Origin of the sequence: Tolypothrix tenuis PCC 7101 (genome assembly GCF_963874875.1) — a bacterium.
GTDB lineage: Bacteria > Cyanobacteriota > Cyanobacteriia > Cyanobacteriales > Nostocaceae > Aulosira > Aulosira tenue.
Genome location: NZ_CAWNJS010000001.1, coordinates 5,354,771 through 5,371,713, shown reverse-complemented (window position 1 = coordinate 5,371,713; position 16,943 = coordinate 5,354,771). Strand labels below are relative to the sequence as shown.

The following is a 16,943-nucleotide window of genomic DNA, read 5'->3' as shown; positions in this document are numbered from 1 at the left end:
TTAAGCAATTAATGGCGGAAGCAAAGATTTATCGACGTAACTTAAAATTTTGGCGGCTCGATTTTCCCAAGAAAACTGCTGAACGAAATTTATACTATCGGCATAACCCTCTACTTTCCTGGGATGAGTTTTTAAAAGATGCTGGAGAGCTTCAGCAAATTTTTTCGGATTATCAGGCTCACACCAAGCAGCAATAGCTGAGGTATTTTTAAATTCTATTAATGAAGGAATTTCTGTAGCGATAATGGGAGTTCCAGAAGCAAAATAATCAAATAATTTTAATGGAGATGTGAAAGTTGCAGCTGCTCCTAAACAATGAGGATGAGCTAAAATATCTGCGGCTTGGAGTAAAGATGCTAATTCATGGTGCAAGACATAGCCCAAAAATTTAATGTTATGAACTTGTTTTTCTTGGGCTAATTTTTGATAATGTTCGACTTCATCTGTATTGCCACCTGCACAAACAAATTGTACATTTGGCATTTCACTAGCCACCTCAATTAAGACATCAATACCTTTAAATTGCCGTAACCCTCCGGCATAAACTACTAAATGTGAATGTTGTTGTAATAATTTATTGCGCCATTCTTCTGCCTTTTCTGGCTGTCTCTGCATAAATAAGCGATTAAAGCCATTGTGTAACTTAATCACTTTTTCAGGTGGCATACCATGTTGAATCATGGATTCGCGAATGGTATCGGCAACGGTAACTGCAATTTGAAACAGTGGATGATTGATAATTTCTGGCTCAAATTGCTTATCTTCGTGATGGTGATGTTCGTAAATTGCTGGCACACCATTTTTAATGGCAGCTTTAACAAAATTCCAGTTGCGACTATGGACAAGTTTGGTAGTTGGTAGGATATGAAACGGAAAATAATATTTACAGGCAATAGTGTTGGAATTAGTAAATTTATAGTGTAATGTGTCAATCGGCCAAGGCATAGCTAAAGGAGCAACCTTTAACTTGTCATGCAGGTTGTAATATTTAATCAGTTCTATAGGTGTTGGTCGAGGTTGAAAAGGCAGCAGTAAATTAACTGGATTTAAAGTCTTGATTTGTGTTTTTGGATAAACTAAAACAGTTGAGTAACCGAGATTTGCTGCTCCGTTAGCTGCATTTGTAGACTGCACTAAATGAGCTTCAGGCTTTGGTAGCGTTTCGCCAACAAAAAATATATAGTGCTTCTTTAAAGCAGTTTTATTCATAATTATAGTTAGTAATAATACCTTCGAGGTTTTCTAATTTATCTAATAAATAAATGGAAGAATGATAAGATTCTTCTATTAATTGATTTTGTTCTTCTGGGGTGGCTGATGTGTTATCTGCAAGGGAACGGATAGAACTGCGGATAAGATTGAGCGAAGTCCGAAAATCATAAGACATCTGAATCAAACTTGGTGGTTGGATGATTAAGCTGTTCGGATTTTGCTCAACAACTGGAAGTAAACTTTTATTCGTTTTCAAGTTAACAATATCGTCAAAAATATCAATAATATTCAGAATTCTCCAGGCCGATTTGTAGGTCTCTTCAATAATTTCGTGCCGCTCTTCGACATTATCTATCAGATTCTCAAGTAATAAGTTGAGGAATCCAATCATTGAGTTCAGTTGTGTCCGAATTTCGTGCGAAATGCGGACTAAGCTTGGATTGTATTGAGTAACAACCTCAGGATAGGCAACCTGCGCTGAGTATTTACGCATTGCACTGAGGATTTTTAATCTTGGTGAGTTCTTATCAGGACGATCAGCAAATTGCATGGAGTAGAGGCGTGAGTAAAAACCACCTTTTTCTAACAATTCTTCGTGGGTACCTGTCTCTACTACTTTTCCATGATCTAAGACTGCTATTTGATCGGCTTTTTGGACTGTAGAAAGACGGTGAGCAATTACCACAGTTGTGCGATCGCGGCTGAGATCATCTAGCGCACTTTGAACTAGGCGTTCGGAAACGGTATCTAAGGCGCTGGTGGCTTCATCGAGAATTAAAATTTCCGGATTTTGGACTAAGGCGCGAGCGATCGCTAATCTTTGCCTTTGTCCTCCCGATAACATGACACCGCGATCGCCAATTAAGGTATCAAATCCTTGAGGCAATTTAATAATAAACTCGTATGCGTTCGCCTGTTTGGCAGCCGCGATAATTTCCTCTTCACTAGCTTCCGGTCTGCCATAGGAAATGTTATTCCGTACTGAGTCATTAAACAGAAAGGTATCTTGGCTAACAATCCCCATCCGTTTTCTCAAGGATATAACATCAAATTCTCGCAAGTCTTTACCGTCGATCGTAATGGAGCCAGCTATTGGGTCATAAAATCTGGGCAACAAGTCTGCTAAAGTTGATTTCCCTGCTCCAGAACCGCCTACTAATGCCAGAGTTTGACCACGGGGTAAATCTAATGTCACATCTTGCAGCACCAACTTTTCATGGCCAGGGTATTTAAAAGACAATGAATTAAAACTTACTCCCTTTTCTAATTTTGTATATGTCAGCTCACCATTGCCCATGAATGGCTTGTTAGTGAAGCTTAAAAATTCACTTACCATGTCCACACTAGTAGCTGTGCTGGCAAAACTACTGCGAATGGAATTGAGTTGTGAAATTAATGGCAGTACCCGCAATAAAACCAATAAATAGGTTAGAAGTACGGCAGAAAGAGATACTATCTGATCTGCAAAGAAAATTTTACTTAATAAGACAATCAGCATTAAAGCTGAGACTCCCATGACTTCACTCAAAGGCCCGATCGCTTCCGAGTTTACTTGAGATTGGAAATCTGCTTTTTCGCGCGCCCGAATTAGCTTTTTAATATGTTGAAATTCTCTTGACTCGTTACCGGTTGACTTAACTAAGCGAATACCATTGAGGACTTCTAATAAAGAAATTGAATATGCACTAGACATCTCACTCAGCTGCTTGCCAAATTTTCGAGAACGAGCAATAGCAGACTGATTGATTAAAGTGACCAACGACAGCAACAACGTAGAAATAATTGTTAATTGCCAAGATATTGATAACAATAAACCGATAAAAACGATAATTGTAATTACAAGAATAATTAACCTGATTGTACTGCCTAAAGTACTTGACGCACGTCCAATTTCTCCACCTAATTTATTAATTAAATCGCCAACTTTTGTTTTTGCATAATAATCTATATCAACATCTAGTAATAACTTTAATCCAGCCTCTCGCATATCTGATGTCAGCATTCTGCTTAAAGAACTAGATGCTAAACTGCTGCTATAATTTGCTAAGTTTTTTAAAAATATTGTGAAGATAATCGCTCCAGCCATCACCCCAATACGGTAATTTTCTGGAACTTGATCAAAAGGAGACATAATAGCTGTTAAAAGCTTTGGCGCATTAGTTAAATCTACCTCTTGCCCGACAATTCTTAAAATTACTGGCACAATTAAAGTTGTACTTATACCATTAAATAATGCTCCGGAAAAGCCTAAAATTATTGTCAAAATAATCAAACCAGGATAAGGCTTGGCAAATCTGAGTAGCAATTTTTTGGTAGACATCAGTTCTGCGTATCATAATTTATTTATTATTAACACGAATATTACCGATGTCACTACATTGGCTAATCTTCATATTTATTATCAGTTTTTTCAGGGTAAATACGTATTTTCTTTACAAGATAAATTTAAAAAAATATTAGGCTTTTTAAAAGCTTAATATTTTTTTTATAAATATATATTCACAACCGAAAAATTACTGATTTTAAATGAGAAGCCATAGATTCCACACTATATTTTTCTATACATCGCTCACGTGATTTTCTACCACGGACATTTGCTAAATCTAAATCTTCAAATATTAATTTAATTGTTGTTGCAATTTGCTCTGGGTTAGCAGGTTCAACTAAATAACCAGTTTCACCTAAAATTTCGGGAATATCACCGACTTTTGTTGATAAAACAGGTTTAGCCATTGACATTCCATCTGTAAGTTTCAGAGGAAATTGTGCGCGAGTTTCGGGTGTATCTCTTTGGGGAACAACAATAATGTGAGCAGCAGCCACTACATCAGGCATTATCTCAGCAGGATAATTAGGCAATTTGATAATCCAATTTCCCCACTTTTGTTGAAGTTGCTGATCGTAATCATCATAAGGGCTACCGCCAACAATTACTAACCTAAAGTCAGGCTGATTAATTTTATCTAGCGCTATGAGAACATCTTCTAAACCTTTATAAGGTCGAGGAGCACCGGGAAACATTAAAATTTTATATGCAGATAAACCGTAGCGAATTCTGCTAGTTTCAGGCTCATATTTAGCCGGATCGAATAAAGAGGTATCTTTGCCATTGGGAATTAAAGTACCGCCAAAACGCTGCTGGAGAAATTGAGTATGTACTGTCACAGAATCAGCATAATTTCTCCAATTCTCCATCCATTTGATATATAAAGGATGATGAGGATTTTTCAGCGCTCCATCTGGTTTAAATAAGTCTCTAGCTAACTGTTTAACGGTGGGTTGATATTTCCACTCATCACCACCATACCAACTAAGTTCCCAGTCATCTATATCTAAAATTATTGGTTTTTTGCTAGATATTTTTTTTAGTAAAGCTACTCCAAAACTTGGTAATTTTGGCTTAATAGCATAAACTACATCTCCTTTAATTTTAGGGATAATTTTGCGAATTTCTTGAGCAAAGCTTGGAAAATTACTACCAGGTAGATGGTAGACTTTAAATTCCGCTGGTAAATCACTATATAATTTATTACCAAATAAAAAACCAATAATTTCTACCTCAATATCTAAAGTTTTAATAGCTTTACCTAACAAGTAGGCACGCATAATAGCAGCACTTGATAAATCAGAGACTATTATTGATACTAGGGAAATGTTTTTCACTTATTTATTTATTAAAATTATTTAGTACGCCAAGGGTTAGTAATTTGATTGGGCAGAAATAGTGGAGCTAATTTATCGAATATCCTCGTGTAAACAGAGCGAGTCACATCTTTTGCATATTGAGGTCGGTAAGGATATGTACAGTGAAGCACTTTGATACCCTCGTGAATGTTGTACGCTTCCTTCCACTTGCTGAGGTAATTATAGGTAGGGGGTAAGACTTTTAGCTTTGGTTGAACGGTGGCGATCGCAGCTGCAAAAGCACCTTGGTCTTTTAATAGCAATTTATCTTGATTATTTTTGATAATCTCAAAATAACGCTTGAATTCATCAAAAAATTTGGCAGTTATTTCTGTTTTACTAAAGGCAATAAATCCCCCATTGTATTGAATACTATCCTCCTGCAGCGGTAAACCTACTGCTTGTAAAGTTGGCAGCACATCTGCTAATATATCTTGCTGTTTACCTCTTAATAAATTTGTTGCTTTAATAATATTGGGCTGTACATCTTCAGTTAATAATAAATCTTCCGTTTCTAAAGCTTCAAATACATCATCAATGTTGGAGAGTAAGCAAATATCTGAATCTAAGTAGATGGTTTTTTGAAATTGCGAAGTCGCATACAAAGCTAGCTTGGCTTCTCGTGATGCTAAAACAGTATTTTCATTTGCTGGTGCAGGTTTTAAGATGACATTTTTGAAAGCTTTGAGGAAAGGATAGAATATTGGTGGGACGCGGTCGATTAAAATAATAATTGGCTCTTGATGAAATTTTCTCACAGATGCCAAAAAATGAATGCAATCTTGAAAAGAATACATTCCTGTTAAAATAGTAATAAAGCCTTTTTCAAAATTCATATTTGATAAAATATTTTATTATTTAACAGCGAATGCTTGCTGCTTAAACAACAAGCATTCGCTAAATATTAAATTTTATGGTTTAGTTTCATTACTTTCAGAAAAATAATGAATTACTTACTGTTTATTACCAATCCGATAATTTCAGTTGTCCTGTTTGGATATGATCGAAGACACGATTAATTAGGCGGCGTTCTCCCTCAGTAAGATCACCATTAGCCAAAATAGTAGATGTCAGTAAAGTATGGTCTTGACGGCTCATTATGCCTGATGAAATAATTTTATCGACAATTTTCTTCACAGCAGTTTCTGCTGGGGTACTGATGCTTGGATAAAGCAAGGCTGGGGAATTCATAAATCTCCTATAGATGCAATTGAGCATGACAATATTTGCTAGACCTCTGTATTACAAAAGGTTTGCAGGAAAATTTTGGAATATTAAATTTTCTTGAATTAAACAAATATCGTTGATGCCTGATGACCGAAATTCTGATTGTCTTGCTGACAAAAAGAACAACATTAATCTAGCGTCGCATTTATGCTTCTTTCCAGAGAAATTGTACTGATTAATCTCATTGCTTAATAATTACTATCACCCTCACCACCGGGAAAATACGGTTATTCATGCTGATGTCTCATGATTTTTCCCGCTAAAATGAACAACATATAAATAATTTATATAGCTAGTACAGATAGCTCTGATGTTCTTTTCTTTTGGAAATTGAGTTTATGCAGGTCATTCGTCTGGAAGCACTCTCGGATAACTATATATTCTTGCTGTACGATCGCACCCAAAATATCGCCGCTGCTGTTGATCCTGCAGAGGCTGAACCTGTATTCAGGAAACTGACAGAACTTAACACTAAATTAGTAGCGATTTTTAACACCCACCATCATCACGATCATGTGGGTGGTAATCAGCAGTTAATGCAAAAATTTCCTGAGACGATAGTCTATGCTGGAGCCGAGGATCGGGGAAGAATCCCAGGACAAACAGTTTTTCTTGAAGATGGCGATCATGTGCAGTTTGGCGATCGCATGGCTGAAGTCATCTTCGTTCCCGGACATACCCGCGCACACATTGCTTACTATTTTCCCCCAGAAGTAGCCGGGGAACCAGGGGACTTATTCTGTGGCGATACTCTATTTGCAGGGGGTTGTGGTCGTATATTTGAAGGGACTCCTGCACAAATGGTGAATTCGTTAAATAAACTTCGCTCTCTCCCTGATAATACACAGGTCTGGTGCGCCCATGAATATACATTAAAAAATTTACAATTTGCCCTGACTGTTGATGGTGAAAACGCTGACTTACAAAAACGCTTCGATGAAGTTAAGGCGTATCGTAATCAGGGAAAAGCTACCATTCCTTCAACGATAGGGGTGGAGAAGCGTACCAATCCTTTTTTACGCTGGGAGCAACCAACACTACAATCGGCGGCTAAGAGTAACGATCCGGTGCAGACTTTTGCACGCATTAGGGGGATGAAGGATAGATTTTAGCTATTTGGTGTTTGGGGTTTGGTTTTTGGTGTTTGTATGTTTGATGATGCTGGTTTTTGTCCTAATTACAATGCAGCGCGGAAGCGATTTCGGGATGCGGCGTTGGCTATGGGATGTAGCTTAGAAGCATATCCCATTGAGCAAATTGGGCCAGATGGGGAAGACTTGACTATTGATGTGGCTTTTTTAGGAAACCCCAACTCGCAAAAGATTGTAGTTGTCTCCAGTGGATTGCATGGCGTGGAGGGATTTTTTGGTTCTGCTGTGCAATGTACTTTGCTAGAGAAGCGTCTTGTAAATTGGAATCAAAGCCAAGAGATTGCTTTATTACTTGTACACGCCTTGAATCCTTACGGCTTTGCTTGGCGTAGGCGATGGAATGAGGAAAATATCGACCTCAATCGTAATTTCCTGCTACCTGGGGAAGCCTACTGCGGAAGTCCAGCAAAGTATGGTGAGTTAAATGCTTTTTTCAACCCAACTTCACCACCATCTCAGTTTGAGCTCTTTCTGCTAAAAGCGATCGCGATTATTCTTCGCTATGGCATCAATTCTTTAACCAGCACGCTACCAGTAGGACAATATGATTTTCCCCAAGGGTTATTTTTTGGCGGACATCAACCCTCAAAGACTTATCAGATTCTTGATGCTAATTTTGCTCGGTGGGTGGGGAATGCCACAGATGTAGTACATCTTGATTTACATACAGGCTTAGGTAAGAAAGCTACTTATAAACTTTTCATTGATTATCCGCCGGAGTCTGAGTCTACCCAATGGCTAATTGCGAAGTTTGGCGCGAATTATGTGGAACCTTATCTAGCCAGAAAAGTTGCTTACAAGTTTCGTGGAGGATTGGGAAATTGGTGTCAGGCAAAAGTTGCCCAATGTAATTACAGGTATCTTACCGCAGAATTTGGTACTTATTCAGTAATTCAAGTAGTGGAGGCATTACGAGCCGAAAACCGCGCTCATTTCTTTTCGCCAGCAAATCACCCATCTAAAGAATCGACAAGCCAGCGCTTAATGGAAGTTTTTGTGCCTGCGGATATGGGTTGGCGGAATGCGGTAGTCTCTAAAGGACTAGATTTGGTAGATCGCGCGATCGCGGCGCTATAAGCAATACAATTTTTTTGCACCCTAATAGTTGCGATCGCACCCTGCGATTCGCTAGGATCTGTAAGCTTTAGGGTATTGACCAAGCCGCTTGGGATACAGCTACACATCTGTGAGCTATCCGGCTGCAACCCAAGTTAATGAGATTCTACAGGAAAACGAAAAACAATGGCGAAACGCGTACAGTTAGTTTTAACTCAAGATGTGAGTAAGCTGGGAAAATTAGGCGATTTAGTAGATGTAGCTCCTGGCTATGCTCGTAATTATCTAATTCCGCAAAAATTAGCAACTCATGCTACTCCTGGTATTCTCAAGCAAGTAGAACGTCGTCGTGAACAAGAACGTCAACGGCAATTAGAGCTGAGACAACAAGCTTTAGAACAACAAGCAGCTTTAGAAAAAATTGGCAACTTGAAAATTGCCAAGCAAGTTGGTGAAAATGAAGCTATTTTCGGTACTGTTACCGCTCAAGACGTTGCAGATGCAATTCAAGCAGCTACCAATCAAGAAATTGATCGTCGCGGTATTACCCTCCCCGATATTAACCACCTTGGCACTTACAAAGCTGAAATTAAGCTACATTCAGAAGTAACCGCACAAGTAACCATTGAAGTTGTTGCTAGCTAACTGAATTAATTACTAATTCGTAATTCGTAATTCGTAGTTTGTGAGGCAGTACAGTCTTGGGGTCTCCCCAAGTTAAGTAACTGCCGAACCCGAAGAGTAATTCGTAATTTATTTAAGATGCAGAATCAGCTCATTTGTTGAGGTAACAAGACAAATATTTTTGCTGATTTCTAGTTACTAAATTCATCTACGGACTAATTAGGAATTACGAATTCACAATTACGAATTATTGGCAATTTTTGATCATCAAGGTAATAACGCCATCTGGCTCGCCAGTTGAACATCGCTTATGGCTGAAGAACTAAGTTTTCAGGGCAATGGTAGCGATCGCCTTCCACCCCAAAATATTGAGGCAGAAGAAGCGATTTTGGGGGGAATTCTACTAGATCCAGAAGCGATTGGAAGAGTCAGCGATCGCTTAGTTGCCGAAGCTTTTTACATTAGCGCCCATAAAGATATTTACCAAGCAGCATTGCGACTGCACGCACAGGGTAAACCTACAGACTTACTCGCGGTGACAAGTTGGCTAGCCGATCACGATTTGCTGAATCGGATTGGTGGGAGAAATAAATTAGCTACCCTTGTAGATCGCACAGTGTCAGCCGTTAATATTGACGCTTTAGCAAGCTTAGTCATGGATAAATACCAGCGGCGACAGTTAATTAAAGCTGGTAATGAAATTGTCCATCTGGGTTATGAAACTGAGAAAGAATTACCAATTGTTTTAGATCAAGCAGAACAAAAAGTATTTGGTATTACTCAAGAACGTGCCCAATCAGGATTAGTTCATATTTCTGATACATTAATTAGTAATTTTCAGGATATTGAAGAGCGAAATCAAGGCATTGCCTTACCTGGAATTACTTGTAGTTTTTACGATTTAGATGCCCTTACTAGTGGATTTCAGCGTTCTGATTTGATTATTGTGGCTGCAAGGCCTGCAATGGGAAAATGCCTCAGCTTTGATTCAGAAATTGTTTTAGAAAATGGGCAAATTACCACAATTGAAGAATTATATAACCAACGTCGTGGCTCTTTATTGACGTTGAATAATGATTGGAAATTTAATTTTACCAAACCATCTGCTTTTGTAGATGATGGTATTAAACCAGTTTTTCGGCTGACTACTCGCTTAGGCAGAACGATTGAGACAACTCTCACCCATCCATATTTGACAATTCAAGGTTGGCAGCAATTAGCGAATTTAAAAGTAGGTGATAAAATTGCCGTACCTCGAAAAATAGATGTGTTCGGCACAGCAAATCTCCGTGAGTGTGAAGTCAAATTATTAGCATATTTAATTGGTGATGGCGGATTAACCAATAGCAATGCCCGATTTATCAATAGTAATCCATTAATCCAAGCAGATTTCTCACAAGCAGTTACAGATTTTGGTGGTTTGAAAGTGCGTTGTGAAACTTCTCAAGGACAACGTACACCATCTTTTTGTGTGCGAGGAGATTTAGAGTTTATTACTATTCAAAGGCAGCTTTTTGCTCAACGCTTACAAACTATGATGCAGTCTCAAGGTGTATCGGCTAAAAAGTTGAGTCAGGAATTGGGGGTAACTCCATCTTTACTTTGTATATGGAAACAAGGTGAGTGTGTCCCAAATTTTGAAACTTTTGCCAGATTATGTACAATTCTGCAATTAGAACCAGCAGAATTTGCACCTCATGGATTTTCTAGCATTAGCAAGTCTAGTAAAAATGCTTTGACAGTTTGGTTAGAGGAATTAGGTTTATGGGGTAAAGATGCTCATGCTAAAACTATCCCATCAATTATTTTTAAATTAGAGCGATCGCAATTATCTTTATTCCTAAACCGTCTTTTCGCTACAGATGGATGGGCTACAGTCCTGGCTAGTGGTCAATCTCAGTTAGGATATGGAACAGTTAGTGAGAAACTAGCAAGACAAATCCAACATCTTTTATTAAGGTTTGGCATCATTGCCTCTTTAAAAAAACGTTCAGTCAAGTACAATAACACTCGTAGACCAGCATGGCAATTAGATATTACTGATGCCTTATCTATTAAAACTTTTATCTCAGAAATAGGTATCTTTAGTAAAGAAGCAGCATTAGCCAAAGTTGCAAATGCAATATCTCAAAGAAAATATCAACCTAATCGTGACTTAATACCTGTAGAAATTTGGCAACAAATAGCCGTAGCAAAAGGTAGCGAAAGTTGGGGTAGTTTAGCTGTACGTGCTGGTATTCAAGGTTATACAAATATGCACGTTGGTAAACGTGCTGTTAGCCGACAAAGACTGTGGATGTTAGCTACTGCTTTAGACAATTTGCCACTTCAACAGTTAGCAACAAGTGATGTATATTGGGATGAAATAGTTTCTATTGAGTCGGTAGGTTATAAGCAAGTTTATGACTTAACTATTCCAGAAACACACAATTTTGTCGCTAATGATATATGTGTTCACAATACTGCTTTCTGCCTTAACCTTGCTTATAATATTGCTGCTTCTCATAGAATGCCAGTCGCTGTTTTTAGTTTAGAAATGTCTAAAGAACAGCTAGTGCAGCGTCTATTAGCTAGTGAAGCAGGAATTGAAAGTGGTTATTTAAGAAGTGGCAGGCTTAGTCAAGCGCAATGGGAACCTTTAAGCCGCGCTATTGGTATGCTTTCGGAGATGCCAATTTTTATTGATGACACGCCAAATATTACAGTAACCCAAATGCGGAGTCAGGCGCGACGGCTACAAGCAGAACAAGGCATGGATTTGGGTTTAATTGTGATAGATTACTTGCAATTAATGGAAGGAGCAGGTGATAATCGTGTACAAGAATTATCTAAAATTACACGTTCTTTAAAAGGTTTAGCGCGGGAATTATCGGTTCCAGTTATTGCTTTATCTCAGCTAAGTCGAGGGGTGGAAGCACGTACTAATAAACGCCCAATGTTGTCAGATTTAAGAGAATCTGGATGTTTAACTGGCGATAGTTTAGTGACCTTAGCAGATACTGGCGTACAAGTACCAATTCGTAATTTAGTAGGCAAATCTGGCTTTTCAGTTTTGGCATTAAATGAAGCGACAATGCAGTTAGAAAAGGCAATAGTTAGTAATGCCTTTTCTACAGGAGTGAAGCCTGTATTTACTTTAAAAACTCGATTGGGGCGAAAAATTCGAGCTACAGCTAATCACAAATTTTTAACTATTAATGGTTGGTGTAGGCTAGATAAACTAAGCCCTAAACAACATCTATGTTTACCCAGGTCTGTACCCATTCCAGGGCAACTAACCATGACTTATGCTGAGGTTGCATTATTAGGGCATTTAATTGGTGACGGTTGTACATTGCCACGTCATGCCATACAGTACACAACTAGAGAGATAGATTTAGCCGAGAATGTTGCTTTCTTAGCAAAAGAAGTTTTTGGAGATGCAATTGTTCCTAGAATTTCACCTGAACGTAGCTGGTATCAAGTTTACTTGTCGGCAGCAGAGCACCTAACTCATAATGTGAGAAATCCAGTAGCGAAATGGTTAGAATCGCTCGGTGTTTTTGGTTTAAGATCTTACGAAAAATTCCTACCTCAAGAATTGTTTTCACAACCTCAAGAGTTAATAGCTTGTTTTCTAAGGCATCTTTGGAGTACAGATGGTTCTATACAGTTAGTGGCTGGTAAAAAACCAAGACCTATTGCATATTATGCAAGTAGCAGCGAAATACTAGCTTTTGATGTTCAGACACTTTTATTAAGATTAGGCATTAATGCAAAACTCAAAATTATTCCTCAACCTGGTAAGGGTAGAAATCAGTATCATGTCATAATTACTGGCAAAATTGATCTTGAATTATTTATTAAAAAAATTGGAGCGGTAGGTCAATACAAACTAGGGTCATTACAAAAAATATCTGAACACCTTGACAATTGCATTCATAACCCTAACAGAGATGTAATACCCAAAGAGGTTTGGAAAACACAAGTTGTACCTGCCATGCAAAGTATTGGTATGACAACAAGAGAAATACAATCTTGCCTGGGACAATCCTATTGTGGTTCTACACTTTACAAAGCAAATTTAAGTAGAGAAAGAGCGTTAAAAGTTGGCAAGATTGTTCAATCAAATGAAATGCTTACCCTTGCCAACAGTGATGTTTATTGGGATGAAATAGTTTTAATTGAATTTAGTGGAGAGGAAGAAGTTTTTGACCTAACAGTTCCTCGTTTACACAACTTTGTTGCTAACAATATTATTGTTCACAATTCAATTGAACAGGATGCGGATTTAGTAATTATGTTGTATAGAGACGATTACTACAATAATGATAGCCCCGATCGCGGTATTGCAGAAGTGATAGTAGCTAAACACCGTAACGGCCCAACAGGTACAGTTAAACTGTTATTCGATCCTCAGTTTACAAAGTTTAAAAACCTAGCAAGACCAAATAATTATTAACTAGTAATTATTAAATGATTGATTACTGGGGCTAGAACAGAATTCAATCCCCAGTCCCTAGTCCCCAGTCCCCAGTCCCTAGCCTCTATTTCACATCTAGTAATTCCACATCAAAAATTAGGGTAGCGTTGGGTGGAATCACGCCACCAGCACCACGAGCGCCATAGCCTAATTCTGGTGGGATAATTAACTTACGACGACCGCCGACTTTCATTGTACTTAGCCCTTCGTCCCAGCCTTTGATCACTTGTCCGCGTCCGATATTAAAATCGAAAGGACGATTGCGATCGCGTGAACTATCAAACTTTGTACCATCTTCTAGAGTGCCGGTGTAGTGAACTACAACCTTTTGTCCGGTTTGAGGAGTTGCACCAGTCCCCTCTTTTACTTCAATGTACTTCAATCCAGAAGGGGTAGTGACAGCATTGGCATCAGACATAGTATTGCTCGCAATCAAGGTATTGTTTTCGGGGACAGCTATGGCTGCTGGTGTTGGTTGGCTGAGATTAGCAGCAATGGCAGAGTCTTGTTTACTGCCACCAATTTGCGCTAATACTAAAACCACAACACACGCCAGCATTAATCCAACGCTGAGTATAATTGCTTTCAAAATTAACCCTCCCTACTTAGGTAGTTTGGAAAAAATGACCAATAGGACACAAATTAGTTTAAAGCACAAAGTGATGTTCTAACGCCAAAGCTTATTTTCTAAATCCCGCACTTGACGTTCTAAACGGTCAATTCTACCCCGGAGTTCGTCTACCTCTGACTGACGAGCTACTCCTAAATCTTGCATCATATTACGCATTTGCCGTTGCATCTGAGTTTCCCAAGTGCCTTGCTCCGATCGCAACTGCTGTACAATGTCATCCATTACAGCTTTTGCTTGTTCAGGATTGAGCTTGCCATCTTTGACTAATTCATCGCTGACTTGTCGCAGTTTGTCAGCTACTAAAGATGTTGTGCCAATACCAAGCATTACTAACTGCTGCATCCAATTGTTGTTATCCATACTCCCTTCCTCTTAATTATTTAAAACTAGCTAATTGCGGGAAAATCCCACAACCAAACATGATAATCACTCTTCTCTAGTCCCTAGCCCCTAATTTTAAGACAGCCAGCCCTTGCTCTAACTTCTACGCAAATCAGCTATGCTAAAAGCGTAGTTACTCTAGCCTACAACTCTATTTTGGCAAATTGGCAAATACAAGGAATGCAGGGCGTAGTTATAGAATTCCTTAAGTTTAAAATTACTTCCCTGATACAGGAAATTTTTATCCAGAAGGATGCGGAAATCTGGACAACAGCCCTGGCTCAATATCCAGGGTTCCTGGGTAAAGAAGTTTGGCTGAATCCCCAAGACCCTACAGAAATTATATTTGTGGTTCGTTGGGCAACAAAAGAGCAATGGCAAGCTATACCCCTAGAAGAATTGGCGGCTATTGAACAAAAGTTTGCCGCAGCCTTGGGAGATACTTATGAACTGGTGGAGTCAGCAGAGTATCAACAATGGGTGGGGGAAAAGGTTAAGGGGTAAGGGTTAAAGGTTCTTATTTTGCCTTTTATCCTTGTGTTCTTCACCCACAAGTATTTAATGATATCCAAGTAAGTCATTAGCCATCAGAAACCCTGACAAATGACAGTCCTTAGCAGTTATCTTTAATTTCGCCATGCTACTTAAGTCTGCAATGCTTTAAAGCACCTATTCAAAACTGAATTGATAGTTTGTTTAATTTGGTGTTTGCGATTCCAGCGTTGGAAAGCTTTTTCGTAGTCTTCACCTTGAGTTTGGAATGTATTCCAAATATCAAGCCCCACCAAGAAACTACAGAATAGCAAAATATACAGCGCCCAAGAGACACCACCACCGCTAATTAAATCAACTAGGATAAAAAAAGTATTAACGATCGCATAATTGCCTAAACGTTTTTTAAATCTACCTCGGCGGTAAAGGTTAAAAACTTGCCGACGTTGCACTTCGCTCTGTTGCGTTTGCCAGTCTCGTTCTGCTAGTTGTAATGTATCGGGAGAAATTTCTAACTCAGCGGCGATTTCTATTAACTCCTGATAGGAAAATTCTCTATCTATATTTTCAGCATGACTTGCGATCGCCAACTGGAGAATCTGCTGTACCTCTTCTTGGCTATAAGAACGGATGCTTTTTGGTTCAAATGCCGTCATAATTCTTTCTCTGAGTATTAATTTTAATAACGATTTACCGCGTGACAGAAGCCGCTCAACTACGTCAGCACCATTCGCACTAATTTCATTATGTCTAAACTAACAAATCTAGATAGTCTCGTAGGTAAGAATTTCTAAAAAATCGCTCGGTGCGGTTTTATCTTGGGAACGAAAGCAGAGAGTTTTCTGACGCACCACAACATATCAGACAGTACGTTAGGCTAACACTATAACTTTAGTTAGTAGATTTCTTCGTCAGGATTACATAGACTGCAATGTTGATATTGGGGGTGCATAAACACAAGATTAACTGCTGTTACTTAATCGAGCTATGCATCATCGCTACAAAGTTTACATCAGAAGATTTTTGCTGGCAGGTTTTTCTAGCTTGCTTTTAGCACCCGCACTGTTCTATGGATGGTTGTGTATTTTACGTCCCTCCCGAAGCGATCGCCAGCAAGTATTGTTTCAGGGGATTGTGTATCAACGTCGCGCTGTGTCCCAGACGCGTCCAGTGATGCTTCATATCGTCACTATTGACTTGACTGCGCCGGGAGTCAAACCTTTGGTAACTCCAGGCTTACCTGAGAAAGGTAAAAAAACTAACGCCAGAACTACCTCAGAATTTCTGAATGAATTTAAGTTGCAATTGGCGGTAAATGGAAGCTATTTCCATAATTTTTATGAAAAATCTCCTTGGGACTACTATCCCCATAGTGGTGATCCTTCCTATCCTTTAGGAGAAGTCATTTCTAATGGACATCGTTATTCCAACCCAGAAGAAAATAAGGCTGTGCTGTGCTTTGCCCAAAATAATCTGGCGCAAATCTTTGTTAGTGGCAAATGCCCAAAAGATACATTTCAAGCCATTGCAGGGCAAGAAATGTTAGTTACTGAGGGTAAGCCTGTGATTTCTCATCTCCAAGAAAATAAACCTTACCCACGTTTAGCAGCAGCAATCAACCAGAAGGGTAACAAACTCTGGCTAATTGCTGTAGATGGTAAACAACCTTTATATAGTGAAGGATTGACTCTAACTGAATTAACCAAGACTGCTATAGATTTAGGTGCTGATAGTGCAATCAATATGGATGGTGGCGGTTCCGTCACCTTAGTTATGGGAAAGGCTGATGGTGCAAAGGTATTAAATGCGCCTGTTCATACCAAACTACCTATGCGGGAACGTCCAGTTGGCAATCATTTAGGTTTTTACGCTTTGCCGACATCTGTAAACACAGCTAAATCGAAATAACCGCACCTATAAAGACGGACACCCCTACCAACAGAAAGATTAATGTTCGTTTACATTTCGTTACACTGAAAACATCAAGAGGAATGAAAGCAAACCTCTAGAAACAAAAATCAAA

14 protein-coding genes are annotated in these 16,943 nt (G+C 38.8%); 6 read left to right on the top strand and 8 right to left on the bottom strand.

What is annotated here, in order from left to right:
- The 5 genes from AACU25_RS21220 to AACU25_RS21200 form a co-directional block, all read right to left on the bottom strand.
- Positions 1-1,209, bottom strand: coding sequence for a glycosyltransferase family 4 protein (locus AACU25_RS21220; protein ID WP_096579007.1), 1,209 nt, complete (start codon positions 1,207-1,209; stop codon positions 1-3).
- Positions 1,202-3,532: an ATP-binding cassette domain-containing protein gene (locus AACU25_RS21215; RefSeq protein WP_096579006.1), complete on the bottom strand. Its 2,331-nt coding sequence runs from the start codon at positions 3,530-3,532 to the stop codon at positions 1,202-1,204. The genes AACU25_RS21220 and AACU25_RS21215 overlap by 8 nt, the downstream gene beginning before the upstream one ends.
- Before the next feature lie 179 nt (positions 3,533-3,711).
- Positions 3,712-4,818: a glycosyltransferase family 4 protein gene (locus AACU25_RS21210; RefSeq protein ID WP_096579004.1), complete on the bottom strand. Its 1,107-nt coding sequence runs from the start codon at positions 4,816-4,818 to the stop codon at positions 3,712-3,714.
- A gap of 74 nt (positions 4,819-4,892) precedes the next feature.
- Complete coding sequence (locus tag AACU25_RS21205) at positions 4,893-5,732, bottom strand: hypothetical protein (RefSeq protein ID WP_096579002.1); 840 nt, start codon at positions 5,730-5,732, stop codon at positions 4,893-4,895.
- 127 nt (positions 5,733-5,859) lie between these two features.
- The gene (locus tag AACU25_RS21200) at positions 5,860-6,087 is read right to left on the bottom strand and encodes a hypothetical protein (RefSeq protein WP_096579000.1); all 228 of its coding nucleotides are present in this window, start codon (positions 6,085-6,087) and stop codon (positions 5,860-5,862) included.
- Between the two features lie 374 nt (positions 6,088-6,461).
- On the opposite strand from AACU25_RS21200, the gene gloB reads away from it, so the two are divergent.
- The 4 genes from gloB to AACU25_RS21180 all read left to right on the top strand — a co-directional run bounded on the left by gloB (position 6,462) and on the right by AACU25_RS21180 (position 13,395).
- Positions 6,462-7,235, top strand: a complete 774-nt coding sequence (gene gloB, locus AACU25_RS21195) for a hydroxyacylglutathione hydrolase (RefSeq protein WP_096578998.1) — start codon at positions 6,462-6,464, stop codon at positions 7,233-7,235.
- Positions 7,236-7,271: 36 nt separating this feature from the next.
- Positions 7,272-8,351, top strand: a complete 1,080-nt coding sequence (locus AACU25_RS21190; protein ID WP_096578996.1) for a DUF2817 domain-containing protein — start codon at positions 7,272-7,274, stop codon at positions 8,349-8,351.
- 165 nt (positions 8,352-8,516) lie between these two features.
- Complete coding sequence (rplI, locus tag AACU25_RS21185) at positions 8,517-8,975, top strand: 50S ribosomal protein L9 (RefSeq protein ID WP_096578994.1); 459 nt, start codon at positions 8,517-8,519, stop codon at positions 8,973-8,975.
- A gap of 289 nt (positions 8,976-9,264) precedes the next feature.
- Positions 9,265-13,395: a replicative DNA helicase gene (locus tag AACU25_RS21180; RefSeq protein WP_096578992.1), complete on the top strand. Its 4,131-nt coding sequence runs from the start codon at positions 9,265-9,267 to the stop codon at positions 13,393-13,395.
- Between the two features lie 85 nt (positions 13,396-13,480).
- Here the strand turns inward: AACU25_RS21180 and AACU25_RS21175 are convergent, their stop codons facing one another.
- Together AACU25_RS21175 and AACU25_RS21170 are read right to left on the bottom strand one after the other, a co-directional pair.
- Positions 13,481-14,005 (bottom strand): FKBP-type peptidyl-prolyl cis-trans isomerase, encoded by a 525-nt coding sequence (locus AACU25_RS21175; RefSeq protein ID WP_096578990.1) that lies wholly within the window; start codon positions 14,003-14,005, stop codon positions 13,481-13,483.
- Positions 14,006-14,083: 78 nt separating this feature from the next.
- On the bottom strand, positions 14,084-14,407 hold the full coding sequence (locus tag AACU25_RS21170; protein WP_045872357.1) for a phasin family protein: 324 nt from the start codon (positions 14,405-14,407) through the stop codon (positions 14,084-14,086).
- 201 nt (positions 14,408-14,608) lie between these two features.
- Between AACU25_RS21170 and AACU25_RS21165 the strand changes: the two genes are divergently transcribed.
- Positions 14,609-14,932, top strand: a complete 324-nt coding sequence (locus AACU25_RS21165) for a TIGR03792 family protein (protein ID WP_096578988.1) — start codon at positions 14,609-14,611, stop codon at positions 14,930-14,932.
- A 140-nt stretch (positions 14,933-15,072) separates the two neighbouring features.
- Here AACU25_RS21165 and AACU25_RS21160 read toward each other — a convergent pair whose 3' ends face one another.
- Entirely contained in the window at positions 15,073-15,576 is a 504-nt protein-coding gene (locus tag AACU25_RS21160) for a 2TM domain-containing protein (protein WP_096578986.1), read from the bottom strand.
- Between the two features lie 331 nt (positions 15,577-15,907).
- Here AACU25_RS21160 and AACU25_RS21155 point away from each other — a divergent pair, with 331 nt between their 5' ends.
- A complete protein-coding gene (locus AACU25_RS21155) occupies positions 15,908-16,828 on the top strand; it encodes a phosphodiester glycosidase family protein (RefSeq protein WP_190445723.1) in 921 nt (306 codons plus the stop codon).
- The last annotated feature ends 115 nt before the right edge of the window (positions 16,829-16,943 follow it).

Excerpts from the sequence above, each read along its gene's own strand:
- AACU25_RS21160 (WP_096578986.1), bottom strand. The coding sequence starts at position 15,576 with ATGACGGCATTTGAACCAAAAAGCATCCGTTCTTATAGCCAAGAAGAG.
- AACU25_RS21170 (WP_045872357.1), bottom strand. The coding sequence starts at position 14,407 with ATGGATAACAACAATTGGATGCAGCAGTTAGTAATGCTTGGTATTGGC.
- AACU25_RS21210 (WP_096579004.1), bottom strand. The coding sequence starts at position 4,818 with ATGCGTGCCTACTTGTTAGGTAAAGCTATTAAAACTTTAGATATTGAG.
- AACU25_RS21190 (WP_096578996.1), top strand. The coding sequence starts at position 7,272 with ATGTTTGATGATGCTGGTTTTTGTCCTAATTACAATGCAGCGCGGAAG.
- AACU25_RS21165 (WP_096578988.1), top strand. The coding sequence starts at position 14,609 with ATGCAGGGCGTAGTTATAGAATTCCTTAAGTTTAAAATTACTTCCCTG.
- gloB (WP_096578998.1), top strand. The coding sequence starts at position 6,462 with ATGCAGGTCATTCGTCTGGAAGCACTCTCGGATAACTATATATTCTTG.
- AACU25_RS21180 (WP_096578992.1), top strand. The coding sequence starts at position 9,265 with ATGGCTGAAGAACTAAGTTTTCAGGGCAATGGTAGCGATCGCCTTCCA.
- AACU25_RS21220 (WP_096579007.1), bottom strand. The coding sequence starts at position 1,209 with ATGAATAAAACTGCTTTAAAGAAGCACTATATATTTTTTGTTGGCGAA.
- AACU25_RS21200 (WP_096579000.1), bottom strand. The coding sequence starts at position 6,087 with ATGAATTCCCCAGCCTTGCTTTATCCAAGCATCAGTACCCCAGCAGAA.
- rplI (WP_096578994.1), top strand. The coding sequence starts at position 8,517 with ATGGCGAAACGCGTACAGTTAGTTTTAACTCAAGATGTGAGTAAGCTG.
- AACU25_RS21215 (WP_096579006.1), bottom strand. The coding sequence starts at position 3,532 with ATGTCTACCAAAAAATTGCTACTCAGATTTGCCAAGCCTTATCCTGGT.
- AACU25_RS21155 (WP_190445723.1), top strand. The coding sequence starts at position 15,908 with ATGCATCATCGCTACAAAGTTTACATCAGAAGATTTTTGCTGGCAGGT.
- AACU25_RS21205 (WP_096579002.1), bottom strand. The coding sequence starts at position 5,732 with ATGAATTTTGAAAAAGGCTTTATTACTATTTTAACAGGAATGTATTCT.